We start from the raw sequence: 16002 nt of genomic DNA, 5'->3' as shown, positions 1-16002 counted from the left end.
CCTTCTTGCTTGGCAAGTGCTGTTTGGTGCGGCAACGATAAGGGGGTTTGGAGAAGGGAAAAAGAGCGGATTGGTGAAAGGACTGTTGCGGTTAAGGCAACAGTTGGCCGCGGATCGTTCGCACGCGGAGCGTTTTAAAGCTTGCGGCGCTTCATCCAGTTATACTGCCGCCTTTCGCGGCTCGCTGACCGGGCCCGACTCTATGTGCATCACCCGGAGCTTTCATGACTTCCCCGACACAACCGCCGGTTGCCGACGCTTTGAGCGACGACCAGGCAGACCTGCCAGACAGCGTCGACTCCAGCGCAGACAGCGAAACCAAAGCCGCCATCCCGGCGTTCAAGTTCCCGTTCAAGCCGGGCGACCTGGCCGCAGCGAAGGATGCCAGCCAGCCTTGGTACAAGAACGGCGCCAAGAACGGCCATACCAAGACTCCGGGCGCAGCGCCTCCCGGCACTCGTCGCTCGATGGGTAAACGCTGACTTTCAGGCGTTTTGTTGACCGGTAATTGTTCCTCCTGTTTTTGAGACAGTTCCCACAAGGATGAGCGATTCGTCCTCTGGGGAAAAAGGTGGCCGCTCGTCGAAGATTCATACCCGTGAATTCTTGATGAAGGCCGCCGAAATGCCCATGACTGCCACATCTGCGCGTCGTGAACGGGTCGATTTCACCGATAATCCATACCCTCTGAGCAGCCGACTGGTGGCGCGCAAAGGGGCGAACCTGCAACCGCAAGTACAATCGCTCAAGGGCAAGCGTGTCAGCGTCCTGACAGGCACCAGCCGTGAAGCGTTCGCCAAATCCCGATGGGCTCCGGCGGGAGTGACGGTGCGCAGTTTCGCGCTCAACAATCAATTGGTCGACAGCCTGCTGGCGGGTGATATCGATGCAACCCTGCAAGACTCCGTTGAAATTACCCAAGCATTACTAAGTCTGTCCCAAGGTCAAGCTTTCGACTTTCCGGTCCCTGGCTCATGTGGCCAAATGCACGGTCATACTTGCCGACATCAAGGATTTAGCCGCCATGAATGCAGTTTACAGCCGCTATTTCCCGGCAGACCGTCTACCCGCTCGTACGACATTTTCAGCTAAAAAACTGGTAGTGGATGCACGGGTAGAAATTGAATGCCTGGCGGTTGCCGCTCGTTAATCCACCGCTAAATCAGCCACTGTGCAACGAGAGCTGCACGGTGGTCAGGTGTTTCAGGCCGCTCGCAGCGAGATGAACGCATAGTTGGTCGGTGCATCGGTTGCCACGTGCGCACCAGCCGCCTGCACTTGCCCGGCAATGTCCTCACCCGACACATGAAACAACCAATCAGCGTGTGACTCAGCCAGCGGCTGTGCCGCAACCTGATCGATGAACGTCGCAAACGCCGTCATGTCCGGCAGATAAGCGGTAAAGCCATCGCCCTTCAGCGCTGTAGTCCGAATTCCTAGCAATGCGCAAATCGCATCCTTTGTCCGAATGTCATCGCGATCCGCCTGGCGGGAGCGCTGGATTAATCCGACCAGTTCCTGATCCACCAACTCACCACCCACAATCAGATCCGGTCCCTTTTCCCACGACTCGGGCGGACATTCCTTCACGGACGTGTTCAGGGGAATGTGCGGATTGATTTCCATCGGGTAAATGCGGCACACCAGCGGCCGGCGTTCGTAGATGCGGCAGAGGTTGTCTTCGTCAAGATTTCGGCAAGGACCGATGTTGTAGGCGGCAAAAGTGATGGCTAGGTACGCCACGGTTGCACCGCTTCGAACCCTCACCGATCGGCGTTCGGCATGTTCGCGTTGCTGCATTGGCAGGCCCAGGCCATTGCCCAGGAAACCTTCCACCAGCACGATCACCTGACCGCCATCGGCCGCCCACATCCGGGCTTCGCTCAGGGTCAGGGGCACGTGGTGGTCGTTGCAGCATCTGCCACAACCTACGCAGGAAAACGTCGTATTCATTGAGCGGCCAGTCGCCTATGAGGGCATGAAACGGCGACAGAATGCCGCCGCAAAGGCCACTGCCGAAGCAAGTTATGCGCCAGTCATTGCGCCTTGGCGGTTGGGCGGATGGAGTCCCACTCGGTGACATAAGCGGTTTTGCTTTTCTTGTTGTAAAGGCACAGCTCGGTGCCTTGCTGGCCTTTCATGTGTTTTTGCGGATATTGGCCTTGCAACAGAAGTGCGGTGTAGCCAACCCGGTCATCAAACTGTGCGGCGTTGCCAACAGGTTTGGCATTCTTCAGGCCGCTGGCCTTGGTGCAGCTGGCGAGCACGGCTTTGTCGTAGGCGGCCCAGGCGTCGGGGCTGGAGGCGTAGGCCTGGGTGGTCAGGGCGCTGAGGCAGAGGAAGGTCAGGGTTGAGGCTTTCATATTCTGGCATCCGTGGGTGGGTATTGACCTAGGTCTGAGTATGCCAGGCCGGAACCGGTTCCCGGCGGATCACACGCATCCCGGCGCTTTCATACAAACGCTGCGCCCGAAGGTTGTCCTCAAGCACCTTCAAATCTACAAAACCTTCGCAACGTTCCTGAAACACTTTGAAAGCTTGTGCCAGCAATGCGCGGCCTAGCCCGAGGCCCTGAGCTCGAGGATGCACCACCAGGTTTTTGATGTAGGCACTTGTCCAGCATTGGCAAACACCCACAATACCTTCGGCATCCAGAGCGATGAAGCACAGGGTCGGGTCGTACTCTGGATCGGTTTCAAAACGCTGTTGCCAGATGTCCAGTGCCGGCACGCGACCGCCACCTTCCTGATAGCCCAATTCCATCAAACGATGAACGGCTTCTGCCAGATCGGGGCGGTATTCACTGAGGACGATTTCCTGAGGCCAAGGGATCGCAGGCACAACTTCAGCGAGGTTGCGCCGCATCAGAAAGCAGAAGTCCTTGGCCAAGACTCAATGACCTTGTTCAGCGACAGCCTTGGCTGCTTCGATCAGGCACTTGGTCAATTCCGGAGAGGAGAACTTGGTCAGCACCGCATTCGCGCCGGCAAGACGGGCCTTTTCGCTGTTCATCGCGCTGTCCAAAGAAGTGTGCAGCAGAACATAGAGGTGCGAGAAATCCGGGGTTTCACGCAAGGTGCGGGTAAAGGCGTAGCCGTCCATTTCCGACATTTCGATGTCCGAGACGATCAGGTTGATCTGCTGTGCCGTGCCTTGCAGGTCCAGCAGGCAGTCGATGGCTTCCTTGGCACTGCGGGCGGTGTGGCATTGCAGGCCAAGATTGCGCAGGGTGTGAACCGATTGCTGCAGCGCAACCTGGCTGTCATCGACCACCAGAATCCGCGCGTTGCCGAGTACTTCGGCGTCTTCCATGCTCAGTTCGGTCGGAGCCGTTTCGATCTGCGCCGGGGCGATGCCATGGATCACTTTTTCGATGTCCAGCACTTGTACCAACGTGCCGTCGACCGAGGTCACGCCAGTGATGTACGAACGCACGCCGCCAGAGCCGAAGGGCGGCGGACGGATGTCGGTGGTCAGGCAGTGGACGATCTTGCTCACCGCTTGAACGTGCAGACCCTGCTTGGAGCGGCTGACATCGGTGACGATCAGGCAGCCACCGTTCGGGTCTTCCAGCGGCCGTTCACCGATGGCACGGCTGAGGTCGATCACCGACAACGACGCACCGCGCAGGGTGGCGATGCCTTTGACGTGGGGATGCGACTCCGGCAGCTTGGTCAGCGGCGGGCAGGGAATGATTTCACTGACTTTCAGCAGGTTGATCGCCATCAGCTTGCCGCTGCGCAAGGTAAACAGCAGAAGCGAAAGTGAATCTGCGCGGGCTTTGTTTGAAGACATAAAAACCTTCTGTGGAAAAAGGTGATGGGCGATCGCGGGATCGCCAACAGCATCGATGCCGGGTTATCGACCTGAACGGGGTGGGCTTTAGGCGAGTTATGGGGTGGTGGTCGGATCCACCAACAATCTCAACCCTTCATCCCCAACCGCTTCGCCATCCGCCCAAGATTCGCCCGATCCAAGCCTAGCTCACGCGCCGCACTCGCCCAATTGTTATGGTGCCGTTCCAGACAGGCGTTGATCAGTTGACGCTGATAATCCTCGGTCGCCGCCCGCAAGTCTCCCGAGACCAAAGCCGCAGGGCTGACAGGGGCTGGCTCGGCTGCAAGCTCAACACTGCCAGTGGGCAAATCCAGATCCGCCGCACTCAAACTGAGAATTTTCGGCCGCTCCTTGCAGTTACCGAGCGCCTTCAAGGCACTGCGGCCAATCAAGTGCTCCAGTTCCCGCACATTTCCCGGCCATGCATACGCCAGCAATGCAGCCTGCGCATCGCTGTTCAGGCGCAGGCTGTTGAGGCCCATGCGTGAGCGGTTTTGCTCCAGAAAATAGCCGCTGAGCAACAGTACATCCCGCCCACGATCACGCAGTGCTGGCACCAACAACGGATAAACGCTCAGTCGGTGATAGAAGTCGGCACGGTAGCGGCCGTTGCGCACTTCCTCCGCCAGATCGCGGTTGGTCGCGGCGATCAGTCGTACGTCGACCTGATGCTCTTTATCCGAACCCAACCGCTGCAATTGACCGCTTTGCAGGACTCGCAGCAATTTGGCCTGGACGGTCAGGGACAGCTCACCGACTTCATCGAGAAACAGCGTGCCGCCATTGGCCAGTTCGAACTTGCCGCGCCGATCGTTCATTGCGCCGGTGAAGGCACCGCGGACATGGCCGAACAACTCGCTCTCCACCAGCGTGTCCGGCAGCGCGGCGCAGTTGAGGCTGATGATCGGCTTGTCGGCCCGGGGCGATGCGGCGTGGATGGCTTGGGCGACCAGTTCCTTGCCGACCCCGGTTTCGCCGGTGATCAGCACGGTAAGATCGCTGCCGCCCACCAGATTGATTTCTTCCACCAGCCGTTTGTGGGCCTTGCTCTGACCAATCATCTCGCGGTTCTGCTGGCCGCTGGCTTGTCGGTAAACTTCGGCGCGCTGATGTTCGTCTTCGACACGATTGGCCAGGCGTTCGATGCGCTCGGCGGCGTTGACGGTGGCGGCGGCGAGGCTGGCGAAGGCTTCCAGGGCGTCCAGTTCGATCGGTTCGAAGCGCTCTGGATCGAGTGCGTCAAGGGTCAGCAAACCCCACGGACGCTCGTCGATAAACAGCGGGCAACCCATGCAGTCATGGACTTCCAGATGATCGTCGAGGCCATCGACCAGGCCGTCGTAAGGGTCGGGCAAGTCGCTGTCAGCGGCGAAACGGGTCGGGCCGTGACTGCTGAGCAGCGCTTCGAAACGCGGGTGTTCGCTGACTTTGAAGCGTCGGCCGAGGGTGTCGGTGCTCAACCCGTCGACGGCCAGCGGCACCAGCCATTCGCCATCGAGGCGCAGCAGGGCGGCGGCATCGCAGGGGAGCAGGGCGCGCATGGCTTCGAGCAAGCGCCGATAACGCTCGCCTTCGGGGAGTTCGCGGGACAGGTCGGAGACCAGTGGCAGCAGGGCGGTGAGTAGAGATTTTGCAGTCATTGTGACTCCGTGTAGTCGGTATGACTATAAAACAGTCTGTGTCGATATGACTACCAAGAACTCAAGTGATTGATTTATAACGTTTTAATTTGTGGCACGGAAACTGATAAGTATAAGGCAGTCAGTTAGCAATCCAAGTAGTTCAGGAGTCGCCTTATGCTTAGCGTTCAAGACCGTGCAATCGTCAAATCCACCGTGCCCTTGCTGGAAAGCGGTGGCGAAGCGTTGATCACTCATTTCTACCGCATGATGCTCTCCGAGTATCCGGAAGTTCGCCCGCTATTCAACCAGGCTCACCAGGCCAGCGGTGATCAGCCGCGAGCCCTGGCAAACGGTGTCTTGATGTATGCACGGCACATCGATCAGCTCGACCAGTTGGGCGACCTGGTGGCCAAGATCATCAACAAGCACGTGGCCCTGCAAATTCTGCCGGAACACTACCCGATTGTCGGCTCCTGCCTGCTGCGAGCCATCTCCGAAGTGCTGGGCGACGAGATCGCCACACCTGAAGTGATGGCCGCCTGGGGGGCTGCTTACGGTCAATTGGCCGACATCCTGATCGGCGCCGAAACCAGCATCTACGACCAGAAGGAACAGGCACCGGGCGGCTGGCGCGGGGCGCGGGAATTCATCGTGGTGGACAAGGTCGAGGAAAGCGCGGAAATCACCTCGTTCTACTTCGAACCGGCTGACAAAGGCCCGATTCTGGCGGCAGAGCCAGGCCAGTACATTGGCATGAAACTGATCCTCGATGGCGAAGAGATTCGTCGTAACTATTCACTGTCGGCCTTGGCCAACAAGGGCCAATACCGGATCAGCGTCAAACGTGAAACCGGTGGCCGCGCCTCCAACCATTTGCACGATCAGCTGCATGTGGGCTCCAGCATCCAGCTGTTCCCGCCATCGGGCGAATTCACCCTGACCGAAAGCGACAAACCATTGGTGCTGATCAGCGGCGGCGTCGGGATCACTCCGACGCTGGCGATGCTCGAAGCGGCGCTGGCGACCGAGCGGCCGGTGCACTTTATTCACTGCGCACGCAACGGTAGCGTTCACGCCTTCCGCGACTGGATCGATGGCTTGGCCGAGCGTCACCCGCAACTCAAACGCTTCTATTGCTACGACGAAGATGATGGCGTGAGCCCGGCGGCGCACAAGGTTGGCCTGTTGAGCCAGGAGCAACTGGGCGAGTGGTTACCGCAACAGCGCGATCTGGACGCGTACTTCCTCGGGCCTAAAGGCTTCATGGCGGCGATCAAGCGTCACCTCAAAGCCTTGGGTGTGCCGGAGAAGCAAAGCCGTTACGAATTCTTCGGGCCGGCTTCGTCGTTGGAGTAACCGCTTATCTTGTAGGAGCACGGCTTGCCGGCGAAGGCGATCATGAGGACGCCTTCGCCGGCAAGCCGTGCTCCTACGAGTGTTTGTCGGTCTTTCAGCCCTTCACTTCCTTCAAATGCTTGTACACCGTCGCCCGGCCCATGTTCAGCACGTTCGCCACATAGTTGGAGGCGCTTTTACCTTTGAAGGCACCTTCGGCGTGCAGTGCCAGCACCAGTTCGCGTTTATGGTCGCGGGTCAGCAGGTTCAGGCTCAGCTGACGTTCGCGCAGCCAGGCGTGGAGGAAGGTGTTGATCCGCTCCTGCCAGTCATCGCGAAACAGCGAATCGGGTTGCGGAATCAACTTGCTCGGTGACAGGAACAGATCCAAAGCGGCCTTGGCATTTTCGAACAGCGAAATATTCAGATTGATGCACAGCACCGCCAGCGGACGGCCTTCACTGTCGCGCAGCACGCTGCTCAGGCTGCGAATCTTCTGACCATCCCAGTTGAGCTTTTCGTACGGCCCGATGTTTCGTTCGCTGATCTCTTCGCTGAGCATGTCCCCCAGCGCCGAGTCGTCACCGACTTCGCGCTTGGACAGGTTGTTGGCGATGTAGTCGACCTTCTGTGTGCGCAGATCGTGCAGCACCACCTCGGCGTGAGGAAAGAACAACGTGGCGATGGCATCGGCGATCGCTCGGAAGTTGTCTAGCGGCGAGCGCTTCAATGCAGAGTCATCAAGGGCCGGTTCTTGTTCTTGAGCGTTCATAAAGTGGAGCTCCAGGCAGAATCAGCGCCCCGTCAAAAAAGGGCGCTGGAAGTTTGCCGCAATCGTGTCGACGCGTCACCTGAGTTTGAACGTCAGCCCAGCCGCGCAGGGGAGAGCATCTCGCTGTTCAGACCGAAGCGAGTCAGTTGCTCGGGCAAGGCTTCACCGCGCACCAGTGCAGCGCTGGCCTGGCCCATGGCTGGCGAGGTCTGGATGCCATAACCGCCTTGTGCCGCTACCCAGAATAGCCCCGGTACCTGCGGATCAAAACCGGACAGCAAATCACCGTCGCTCACGAAATTGCGCAAGCCGGCCCAGGTGCGGGTCGGACGGCGGATGGTCAGGGTGGTGGCTTCTTCGATCTGGTAAATGCCCATCGCGATGTCCAACTCTTCGGGCTGCACGTCGTGCGGTTCCACCGGGTCGGCGTTGGCTGGCGAGCCGAGGAACATCCCCGCGTCGGGCTTCATGTAGAAGGATTCGTCGAGGCTGACCAGCATTGGCCAATGATGGATGTCCACGCCCTCGGGACCGGCGAAGATGAACGCCGCGCGCCGCTTGGGTTGCAGGCCCAGTGGTTTGGCACCGGCCAGCTCACCGATTTTGTCGGCCCAGGCGCCTGCCGCGTTGATGATGATCGGGGCGCTGAAGGTCTGACCGTTGGTTTGTACTTGCCATACACCTTCGGCATCACGGGTCAGGCTCAGGACTTGACTGTCGGTATGAACTTCGCCCTTGTTGCGTCGGATACCGCGCAGGTAACCCTGGTGCAGGGCATCGGTGTCGATGTCGCTGGCGGTCGGGTCGTAAATCGCGCCATGGACTTTTTCCCGGCGCAGGATCGGCAAGCGCACGCAGGCCTCATCGGCGCTGAGCAGCTGCATTTCCGGCACCGTGGCTTTGGCGCTCTGGTATTGATTGTTCAGTTCGGCGGGGTCGCCGGTGAAGTCCACGGTCATCTCGCCACGCGGGGTCAGCAGCGGGTGTTCGCAGAAACCGGCTGGCGGCGCGTCGAAGAAATCACGGCTGGCCTGGGTCAGCGCCCGAACTTGAGGCGTACCGTATGCGGCGGTAAACAGCGCGGCCGAACGTCCGGTGGAGTGGTAGGCCGGATGGGATTCGCGTTCGAGCACGATCACTCGGGCGTGCTGCGACAGCCAGAAACCGGTGGAAGCGCCGGCAATCCCGCCGCCGATGATGATGAAATCTGCCTGGCTCATGAACGTCTCCTGTGGGGCCGGGCTCAAGCGCCGTGCCGTTGCAAATGATAAAGGGCATTGGCCAGCGCTATGTCTTCCAGGCCCAGACCGATGGAGCGGAAGAACACATGGCGGTCGTAGCCTGGGCGCTGGACTTTTTCGCTGAGCAGATCCGGCAGGTCGCCGATGATCGCGTTCTTGTCCCAGCCATGCTGTTCACCGGCAATCAGCATCTCACCGGCCGAGCCCGGGGTGGTCAGACGATAGTCGCAGAACACTTGCATGTCATTGAGGCTCTGCGGCGGTACTTCATGGGCCCGTGGTGCGTTGGTGCTGATGGAGGTAATCAGCGCCGGTTTCCTCAAGCTTGAAGGGTCGATCACCGGCCCTGCGGACGAAGTGCAGAGCATGATCACGTCAGCGTCCTGAAGGGCCGCTTCACGACTGTCGACGATGGTCAGGCGTGAATCGAGGCTTTTGAGCTGCACCAATACTTCGGGATTCTTGTCGCTCAGGCTCGGCGAGTAGAGGCTGATGCTCTGCCATTCGCGCAATCCTTTCACATAGTGCAGGTGCGCCTGGGCGACCTTGCCGCTGCCGATGATCGCCAGGCGCCGGGCCTTCAGCGGGGCGAGAGCGTCGACCGCCACGGCCGTGGTTGCAGCGGTGCGCGCCGTGGTCAGTTCGCCGGCATCACAGAGCAACAGCGGCTGGCCGGTCTGCATCGACATCAGCAATGTCCAGGCGGTCACCAACGGGCCTTGTTCACGCACGATGTACGGCGAGGTCTTGACCCCGTAAACACCGTCTTCGGCCAACACGCCCAGGTAGTTGATGAAGTCGCCAGCGCCCTGCGGGAACTCAACCAATTGCTGCACCGGTTGCACGGCTTGTCCGGCAGCCAGGTCGCGGAACAGTTTGCGCAGGATCTGCGGCACGTCGACCTGCGCCAGCAGCTCGCGGGCCTGAGGTTGGGTGATCACGTAAGGCGTACTGGACATGGTCGCTCCGGGAGCTGGAAGTAAACTAATTTGTCCATTATGGACTTTTAGTTATCGCGAGCAAGCTCCTGTTGAAAAAAATCCGGACGAAAAAAAAGCGCAGTCCGTTTCCGGCTGCGCCTTTTTTAATGCTGCCCGCGTTACGGGCGCTTGCGCTCAACCGCCCGCAGCAGATGCGTCGGTGGCGTTTCACAGCTGATCTTGCGACCCAGCAGCGCCTCGATGGACGGTAGCTGGTAGGAGTCGTCTTCACCGGCAAAACTGATGGACACGCCATCGGCGCCAGCACGACCGGTGCGACCGATACGGTGCACATAGTCGTCCGGGACTTCCGGCAGGGTGAAGTTGATCACGTGGCTGATGCCGTCGATGTGAATGCCGCGGCCGGCCACATCGGTGGCGACCAGTACGCGGATCTTGCCCTCACGGAAACCTTCGAGGGTCTTGATTCGCTTGTGCTGCGGCACGTCGCCAGACAGTTGCGCGGCATTGACGCCATCACGTACCAGGCGTTCTTCGATGCGCCGCACTTCGTCCTTGCGGTTGGCAAACACCATCACCCGCTCCCAACCGTTGTCGTTGACCAGGTTGTAGAGCAGTTTGTATTTGTCGGCGCCGGCCACGGCGTAAATGTGTTGCTCGACGTTTTCGCTGGCCACGTTCTGCGACTCGATCTCGACGATCGACGGGTCGGTAGTCCATTGCTTGGCCAGGTTCATCACGTCTTCGGTGAAAGTCGCGGAGAACAGCAGCGTCTGACGCTCGTCCTTCGGCGGAGTCTGGCGAATGATCTGACGCACTTGTGGGATGAAACCCATGTCGAGCATCCGGTCGGCTTCGTCCAGGACCATGACTTCGACCATGTCCAGGTGCACGTCGCCGCGCTGGTTGAAGTCCAGCAGACGGCCCGGAGTGGCCACGAGGATGTCGCAATGACGGGCTTCGAGGTGCTTGAGCTGCTTGTCGAAGTCCATGCCGCCGACAAACGTCATGACGTTGAGGCCGGTGTATTTGGTCAGATCGGCCGCGTCCTTGGCGATCTGCACCACCAGTTCACGGGTCGGCGCAATGATCAGCGCCCGCGGCTCACCCATGTAACGCTCTTTCGGCGGTGGGGTTTGCAGCAGTTGGGTGATGATCGAAATCAGGAACGCGGCGGTTTTGCCGGTGCCGGTCTGGGCGCGACCGATGGCGTCTTTGCCCGCCAGGGTGAAGCCAAGCACCTGTGCCTGAATCGGCGTGCAATACGGGAAACCCAGGTCCTGGATGGCGTGCATCAGTTCAGGGGCGAGTTTGAAATCGTGAAAACGGGTTTTGCCTTCCTGGGGTTCGACGGCGAAGTCTTCGAGTTTCCAGGGGATAACCGGCGCTTTTGGCTTCGGTTCGCGACGCGGTTTGGCAGGTTTCGCAGCTTCGCTGCTCGGTTCTTCAGAGGCTTGAGCCTCAACGGGTTGGACGGCCGGTGTGGCCATCGGCTCGTGCTTCGGTACCGCTACGGTTGCGGTCCGGCCAGACTGATTACCGTCGGTGCGGTGGCTGGGATGGTGAGACGGAGCGCTGGAGACTGGCGCGAGCTGCTCAGTCTCGCTTTTACCGAACATTTTCTTGAGTGCTTTGAGCACGGTCATCTCATCAATTGATTAAGGAATATACGCCGGCCAGTGTAATGCAAGAATCGGGCGCGGCGTAGTGGGATGGATCAATGGGCTGTTTTTACATAAGCGGTTAACGCAAGCGCTCGGCGAGCCAGACGCCAATATCGCGAATTTCCTCGGGTAACACTTCGTGGCCCATTGGGTATTCCTGCCATGTCGCGGTGACACCATGCTGCTTTAAATACTCGTAAGCGGTGCGGCCCATGGAGTTTTGCACCACGTCATCGTACTGGCCGTGCAAAGACAGCACGGGAATGCGCTGCTGGCTGGCGCAAAGCACCAGTTCATCGCTGAAGGTCGGTGCGTAAGTCGAGAGGGCAAGTACGCCACCCAACGGCCCCTGCCATTTCAGAAACGCGGTGTGTAACACCACCGCGCCACCTTGGGAAAAACCTGCCAGAAATATCCGCGAGGCGTCTATTCCGCTGGCGCGCTGCACTTCGATCAATTTAATGATCCTGTCCGCCGACGCTTCCAGCTGTTCGCGGTTGATCGCGCGCGCGGGGCTCATGGCCAATATGTCGTACCAGCTTGGCATCTCGTAACCACCATTGATGGTCACGGCGCAGGTTGGTGCCTGAGGGAGCACGAAGCGGGTGGTCAGCAGGCTTTCCTGCAGCGCTTCGGCCACCGGCAGGAAGTCGTAGCGGTCGGCGCCCAGGCCGTGCAGCCATATAACGCAGGCGTCTGCGGGCTTGACGGGTTGAAGAATCAAGGGCTCGGTCATGAGTGCTCCATATATGTGCGTGCGCGCTCATTAAGTGCGAGATCCGAGTGCGCGCCTAGTTGATCAGTTAAGAAGATGTCGCAAGGCTACAAGTTTTGCTATTGACCTGTCGCTGAATCGCTTCTGCGAGCGGTCTGGTACGGGCTTTGCTAAGGGGAAACGGTGCAACCCATCTCGCGCCTTGCGGTAACACTATCAGTGTACTGCTGGCAGTGGGACAGCAAAGAATCCGGTGATGGATGTTCGCCAGTGGCCGCTACGGGCTTCGCGAACGTGAAAGGGCTACAGCCCGTTCGGCCGATTGGTGAGAAGTGAGTTGTCCATGATGTGGATTTTCTCCTACTAGACTCATAGCGCAGGTCTTACGTCGGTTGACCCCAAAAAAAGCCAACACGGGTCAACAACGCCTCATAAGGGTGCGACTGGACTCAAGCTCCGACACAACAAGAGCAAAACTGGAGGTTTGAATGAAGATGTTGAAATCCACCCTGGCTATCGTGACTGCAGCCGCAGTACTCGGCGTCAGTGGGTTCGCTCAGGCGGGTGCAACCCTGGATGCAGTGCAGAAGAAAGGTTTCGTACAGTGCGGTGTAAGTGACGGTCTGCCGGGCTTCTCGGTACCGGACTCCACTGGCAAGATCATCGGTATCGATGCTGACGTCTGCCGCGCTGTGGCCGCTGCCGTTTTCGGCGATGCGACCAAAGTCAAATTCAGCCAGTTGAACGCCAAAGAGCGCTTCACCGCGCTGCAGTCCGGTGAAATCGACGTGCTGTCGCGTAACACCACCTGGACCAGTTCGCGCGATTCGGGCATGGGTCTGGTGTTTGCCGGCGTAACGTACTACGACGGCATCGGCTTCCTGGTGAACAACAAACTGGGTGTGAAGAGCGCTAAAGAGCTCGACGGCGCCACCATCTGCATTCAAGCCGGTACCACCACCGAGCTGAACGTTTCCGACTACTTCCGCGGCAACGGTCTGAAATACACCCCGATCACCTTCGACACCTCCGATGAAAGCGCCAAGTCGCTGGAATCCGGTCGTTGCGACGTGCTGACCTCCGACAAATCCCAACTCTACGCACAACGCAGCAAGCTGGCGACCCCGACCGACTACGTCGTTCTGCCGGAAACCATCTCCAAGGAGCCTCTGGGCCCGGTCGTGCGTAAAGGCGACGAAGAGTGGTTCAGCATCGTCAAGTGGACCCTGTTCGCGATGCTCAACGCTGAAGAAATGGGCATCACCCAGACAAACGTTGAAGCTGAAGCCAAAGCCACCAAGAACCCGGACGTTGCTCGTCTGCTGGGCGCTGACGGTGAATACGGCAAAGACCTGAAAGTGAAGAAAGACTGGGTCGTTCAGATCGTCAAGCAAGTAGGTAACTACGGTGAAGTGTTCGAGAAAAACCTCGGCAAGGGCACTCCACTGGCCATTGACCGCGGGCTGAACGCTCTGTGGAACAACGGCGGCATTCAATACGCACCACCAGTGCGCTGATGGTTCTATCACCCGGTGGGCCAACCGCCGGGTGATGTTCTGTTCCATTATTTCCGGGGCACTTCATGCAAAATTCAATCGGCGCACCAAAGCAGAGGCTCAGCCTCAGCGATCCGAAAGTGCGTGCGTGGCTATTTCAGATCATCACCATTGTGGCGGTGGTCTCGATGGGCTGGTATCTGTTCGATAACACACAGACCAACCTTCAGCACCGGGGCATTACCTCCGGCTTCAGCTTTCTGGAGCGCAGTGCCGGTTTCGGCATCGCTCAACACCTGATCGACTACACCGAATCGGACAGTTATGCCCGGGTGTTTGTCATCGGCTTGCTCAACACACTGTTGGTGACCTTCATCGGCGTGATCCTGGCGACGATCCTCGGGTTCATCGTCGGTGTGTCACGGCTGTCGAAGAACTGGATCATTGCCAAGCTGGCGACTGTTTATGTGGAAGTCTTCCGCAACATTCCTCCGCTGCTGCAAATCCTGTTCTGGTACTTCGCGGTGTTCCTGACCATGCCAGGGCCACGCAACAGCCATAACTTCGGCGACACCTTCTTCGTCAGCAGCCGCGGCCTGAATATGCCCGCAGCGTTGGCGGCGGACGGTTTCTGGCCGTTTGTGGTCGGCGTCGTCGTGGCCATCGTCGCCATCGTGCTGATGTGCCGCTGGGCCAACAAACGCTTCGAAGCCACCGGCGTTCCGTTCCGCAAGTTCTGGACCGGCCTGGCGCTGTTGCTGGTGATCCCGGCGCTGTGTGCGCTGATCTTCGGCGCCCCCGTGCATTGGGAAATGCCGGAGCTCAAGGGCTTCAACTTCGTCGGTGGCTGGGTGCTGATCCCGGAACTGCTGGCGCTGACCCTGGCCCTGACGGTGTACACCGCGGCGTTCATCGCCGAGATCGTGCGTTCGGGCATCAAGTCGGTCAGCCACGGCCAGACCGAAGCGGCGCACTCGTTGGGTTTGCGCAACGGTCCGACGCTGCGCAAGGTGATCATCCCGCAAGCCCTGCGCGTGATCATTCCACCGCTGACCAGCCAATACCTGAACCTGGCGAAGAACTCCTCGCTGGCAGCCGGTATCGGTTATCCGGAAATGGTCTCGTTGTTTGCCGGTACGGTGCTGAACCAGACCGGGCAGGCAATCGAGGTGATTGCCATCACCATGAGCGTGTACCTGGCGATCAGTATCAGCATTTCCCTGCTGATGAACTGGTACAACAAGCGCATTGCGCTGATCGAGCGGTAAGGAAAAGCGCATGAGTACTCATACTTTCAAACCTGACATGCCACCCCCGAGCCGCAGCATCGGTGTCGTGGCGTGGATGCGCGCTAACATGTTCTCCAGCTGGCTCAACACCCTGCTGACCCTGTTCGCGTTCTACCTGATCTACCTGGTGGTGCCGCCGATCCTGAGCTGGGCGATCCTCGATGCCAACTGGGTCGGCACCACCCAGGCTGACTGCACCAAGGAGGGCGCCTGCTGGGTGTTCATCCAGCAGCGCTTCGGCCAGTTCATGTACGGCTACTACCCGGTGGACCTGCGCTGGCGCGTGGACCTGACCGTGTGGCTGGCGGTCATCGGCGTGGCACCGTTGTTCATCTCGCGTTTTCACCATAAAGCGGTGTATGGCCTGAGCTTCCTGGTGCTGTACCCGATCATTGCCTGGTGCCTGCTGCACGGCGGCGTGTTCGGCCTGAGCGCCGTGGCGACCAGCCAATGGGGCGGTCTGATGCTGACCCTGGTGATCGCCACCGTCGGTATTGCCGGCGCGCTGCCGCTGGGTATCGTCCTGGCACTGGGCCGTCGTTCGAACATGCCAGCGATTCGGGTGGTTTGCGTGACCTTCATCGAATTCTGGCGCGGCGTGCCGTTGATCACGGTGCTGTTCATGTCCTCGGTGATGCTGCCGTTGTTCCTGCCTGAAGGCATGAACTTCGACAAACTGCTGCGGGCGCTGATCGGCGTGATCCTGTTCCAGTCGGCTTACGTGGCCGAAGTGGTGCGCGGTGGTCTGCAAGCGATTCCCAAAGGTCAGTACGAAGCGGCTGCCGCGATGGGCCTCGGTTACTGGCGCAGCATGGGCCTGGTGATTCTGCCGCAAGCCCTGAAGATGGTGATCCCTGGCATCGTCAACACCTTCATTGCGCTGTTCAAGGACACCAGCCTGGTGATCATCATCGGCCTGTTCGACTTGCTCAACAGCGTCAAACAAGCCGCCGCCGACCCGAAATGGTTGGGCATGGCCACTGAAGGCTATGTGTTCGCGGCCCTGGTGTTCTGGATTTTCTGTTTTGGTATGTCCCGCTATTCCATGCATTTGGAACGTAAGCTGGACACTGGCCACAAGCGTTAGGAG

Annotated in this window: 15 protein-coding genes and 1 pseudogene; 6 read left to right on the top strand and 10 right to left on the bottom strand. The window is 59.3% G+C overall.

From position 1 onward, the window contains the following. The first annotated feature begins 224 nt into the window (after positions 1-224). Together ACYZTU_RS23775 and ACYZTU_RS23770 are read left to right on the top strand one after the other, a co-directional pair. Positions 225-482, top strand: a complete 258-nt coding sequence (locus tag ACYZTU_RS23775) for a hypothetical protein (RefSeq protein ID WP_461965989.1) — start codon at positions 225-227, stop codon at positions 480-482. Positions 483-618: 136 nt separating this feature from the next. Then, positions 619-1150: pseudogene (locus tag ACYZTU_RS23770) on the top strand (Rid family hydrolase); the annotation flags it as partial. A gap of 53 nt (positions 1151-1203) precedes the next feature. Here ACYZTU_RS23770 and ACYZTU_RS23765 read toward each other — a convergent pair. From ACYZTU_RS23765 to norR, 5 genes are all read right to left on the bottom strand, one after another. Further along, positions 1204-1953 carry a YkgJ family cysteine cluster protein gene (locus tag ACYZTU_RS23765; RefSeq protein WP_461965987.1) on the bottom strand — a complete coding sequence of 250 codons (750 nt, stop codon included), beginning with the start codon at positions 1951-1953 and terminating at the stop codon, positions 1204-1206. 83 nt (positions 1954-2036) lie between these two features. Beyond that, a complete protein-coding gene (locus tag ACYZTU_RS23760; protein WP_282379038.1) occupies positions 2037-2363 on the bottom strand; it encodes a hypothetical protein in 327 nt (108 codons plus the stop codon). Between the two features lie 28 nt (positions 2364-2391). Beyond that, positions 2392-2865 carry a GNAT family N-acetyltransferase gene (locus ACYZTU_RS23755; protein WP_461965985.1) on the bottom strand — a complete coding sequence of 158 codons (474 nt, stop codon included), beginning with the start codon at positions 2863-2865 and terminating at the stop codon, positions 2392-2394. 27 nt (positions 2866-2892) lie between these two features. Next, complete coding sequence (locus tag ACYZTU_RS23750; RefSeq protein ID WP_008147551.1) at positions 2893-3795, bottom strand: chemotaxis protein CheV; 903 nt, start codon at positions 3793-3795, stop codon at positions 2893-2895. Between the two features lie 128 nt (positions 3796-3923). Beyond that, complete coding sequence (gene norR, locus ACYZTU_RS23745) at positions 3924-5477, bottom strand: nitric oxide reductase transcriptional regulator NorR (protein WP_461965983.1); 1554 nt, start codon at positions 5475-5477, stop codon at positions 3924-3926. 156 nt (positions 5478-5633) lie between these two features. Between norR and hmpA the strand changes: the two genes are divergently transcribed. Then, entirely contained in the window at positions 5634-6815 is a 1182-nt protein-coding gene (hmpA, locus tag ACYZTU_RS23740) for an NO-inducible flavohemoprotein (protein WP_461965981.1), read from the top strand. 94 nt (positions 6816-6909) lie between these two features. Here the strand turns inward: hmpA and ACYZTU_RS23735 are convergent, their stop codons facing one another. From ACYZTU_RS23735 to ACYZTU_RS23715, 5 genes are all read right to left on the bottom strand, one after another. Then, positions 6910-7566 (bottom strand): helix-turn-helix transcriptional regulator, encoded by a 657-nt coding sequence (locus ACYZTU_RS23735; RefSeq protein WP_461965979.1) that lies wholly within the window; start codon positions 7564-7566, stop codon positions 6910-6912. A 92-nt stretch (positions 7567-7658) separates the two neighbouring features. Continuing rightward, a complete protein-coding gene (locus tag ACYZTU_RS23730) occupies positions 7659-8786 on the bottom strand; it encodes an NAD(P)/FAD-dependent oxidoreductase (RefSeq protein WP_461965977.1) in 1128 nt (375 codons plus the stop codon). Between the two features lie 23 nt (positions 8787-8809). After that, on the bottom strand, positions 8810-9766 hold the full coding sequence (locus tag ACYZTU_RS23725) for an ornithine cyclodeaminase family protein (RefSeq protein WP_461965975.1): 957 nt from the start codon (positions 9764-9766) through the stop codon (positions 8810-8812). 140 nt (positions 9767-9906) lie between these two features. Next, on the bottom strand, positions 9907-11394 hold the full coding sequence (rhlB, locus tag ACYZTU_RS23720) for an ATP-dependent RNA helicase RhlB (protein ID WP_461965973.1): 1488 nt from the start codon (positions 11392-11394) through the stop codon (positions 9907-9909). A 97-nt stretch (positions 11395-11491) separates the two neighbouring features. After that, a complete protein-coding gene (locus ACYZTU_RS23715) occupies positions 11492-12148 on the bottom strand; it encodes an alpha/beta hydrolase (protein WP_461965971.1) in 657 nt (218 codons plus the stop codon). 467 nt (positions 12149-12615) lie between these two features. Here ACYZTU_RS23715 and ACYZTU_RS23710 point away from each other — a divergent pair, with 467 nt between their 5' ends. From ACYZTU_RS23710 to ACYZTU_RS23700, 3 genes are all read left to right on the top strand, one after another. Then, positions 12616-13644: an amino acid ABC transporter substrate-binding protein gene (locus ACYZTU_RS23710; RefSeq protein ID WP_283189070.1), complete on the top strand. Its 1029-nt coding sequence runs from the start codon at positions 12616-12618 to the stop codon at positions 13642-13644. A gap of 65 nt (positions 13645-13709) precedes the next feature. Continuing rightward, the gene (locus tag ACYZTU_RS23705; protein WP_461965969.1) at positions 13710-14891 is read left to right on the top strand and encodes an amino acid ABC transporter permease; all 1182 of its coding nucleotides are present in this window, start codon (positions 13710-13712) and stop codon (positions 14889-14891) included. 10 nt (positions 14892-14901) lie between these two features. Continuing rightward, positions 14902-15999, top strand: a complete 1098-nt coding sequence (locus ACYZTU_RS23700) for an amino acid ABC transporter permease (RefSeq protein WP_283181585.1) — start codon at positions 14902-14904, stop codon at positions 15997-15999. The last annotated feature ends 3 nt before the right edge of the window (positions 16000-16002 follow it).

The organism is Pseudomonas sp. HLT2-19-2 (assembly GCF_054898005.1).
This window is presented reverse-complemented; position numbering and strand designations above follow the sequence as displayed.

Excerpts from the sequence above, each read along its gene's own strand:
- ACYZTU_RS23715 (WP_461965971.1), bottom strand. The coding sequence starts at position 12,148 with ATGACCGAGCCCTTGATTCTTCAACCCGTCAAGCCCGCAGACGCCTGC.
- ACYZTU_RS23700 (WP_283181585.1), top strand. The coding sequence starts at position 14,902 with ATGAGTACTCATACTTTCAAACCTGACATGCCACCCCCGAGCCGCAGC.
- hmpA (WP_461965981.1), top strand. The coding sequence starts at position 5,634 with ATGCTTAGCGTTCAAGACCGTGCAATCGTCAAATCCACCGTGCCCTTG.
- ACYZTU_RS23710 (WP_283189070.1), top strand. The coding sequence starts at position 12,616 with ATGAAGATGTTGAAATCCACCCTGGCTATCGTGACTGCAGCCGCAGTA.
- ACYZTU_RS23755 (WP_461965985.1), bottom strand. The coding sequence starts at position 2,865 with ATGCGGCGCAACCTCGCTGAAGTTGTGCCTGCGATCCCTTGGCCTCAG.
- rhlB (WP_461965973.1), bottom strand. The coding sequence starts at position 11,394 with ATGACCGTGCTCAAAGCACTCAAGAAAATGTTCGGTAAAAGCGAGACT.
- ACYZTU_RS23760 (WP_282379038.1), bottom strand. The coding sequence starts at position 2,363 with ATGAAAGCCTCAACCCTGACCTTCCTCTGCCTCAGCGCCCTGACCACC.
- ACYZTU_RS23725 (WP_461965975.1), bottom strand. The coding sequence starts at position 9,766 with ATGTCCAGTACGCCTTACGTGATCACCCAACCTCAGGCCCGCGAGCTG.
- ACYZTU_RS23765 (WP_461965987.1), bottom strand. The coding sequence starts at position 1,953 with ATGAATACGACGTTTTCCTGCGTAGGTTGTGGCAGATGCTGCAACGAC.
- ACYZTU_RS23750 (WP_008147551.1), bottom strand. The coding sequence starts at position 3,795 with ATGTCTTCAAACAAAGCCCGCGCAGATTCACTTTCGCTTCTGCTGTTT.
- ACYZTU_RS23730 (WP_461965977.1), bottom strand. The coding sequence starts at position 8,786 with ATGAGCCAGGCAGATTTCATCATCATCGGCGGCGGGATTGCCGGCGCT.
- ACYZTU_RS23735 (WP_461965979.1), bottom strand. The coding sequence starts at position 7,566 with ATGAACGCTCAAGAACAAGAACCGGCCCTTGATGACTCTGCATTGAAG.
- ACYZTU_RS23705 (WP_461965969.1), top strand. The coding sequence starts at position 13,710 with ATGCAAAATTCAATCGGCGCACCAAAGCAGAGGCTCAGCCTCAGCGAT.
- norR (WP_461965983.1), bottom strand. The coding sequence starts at position 5,477 with ATGACTGCAAAATCTCTACTCACCGCCCTGCTGCCACTGGTCTCCGAC.
- ACYZTU_RS23775 (WP_461965989.1), top strand. The coding sequence starts at position 225 with ATGACTTCCCCGACACAACCGCCGGTTGCCGACGCTTTGAGCGACGAC.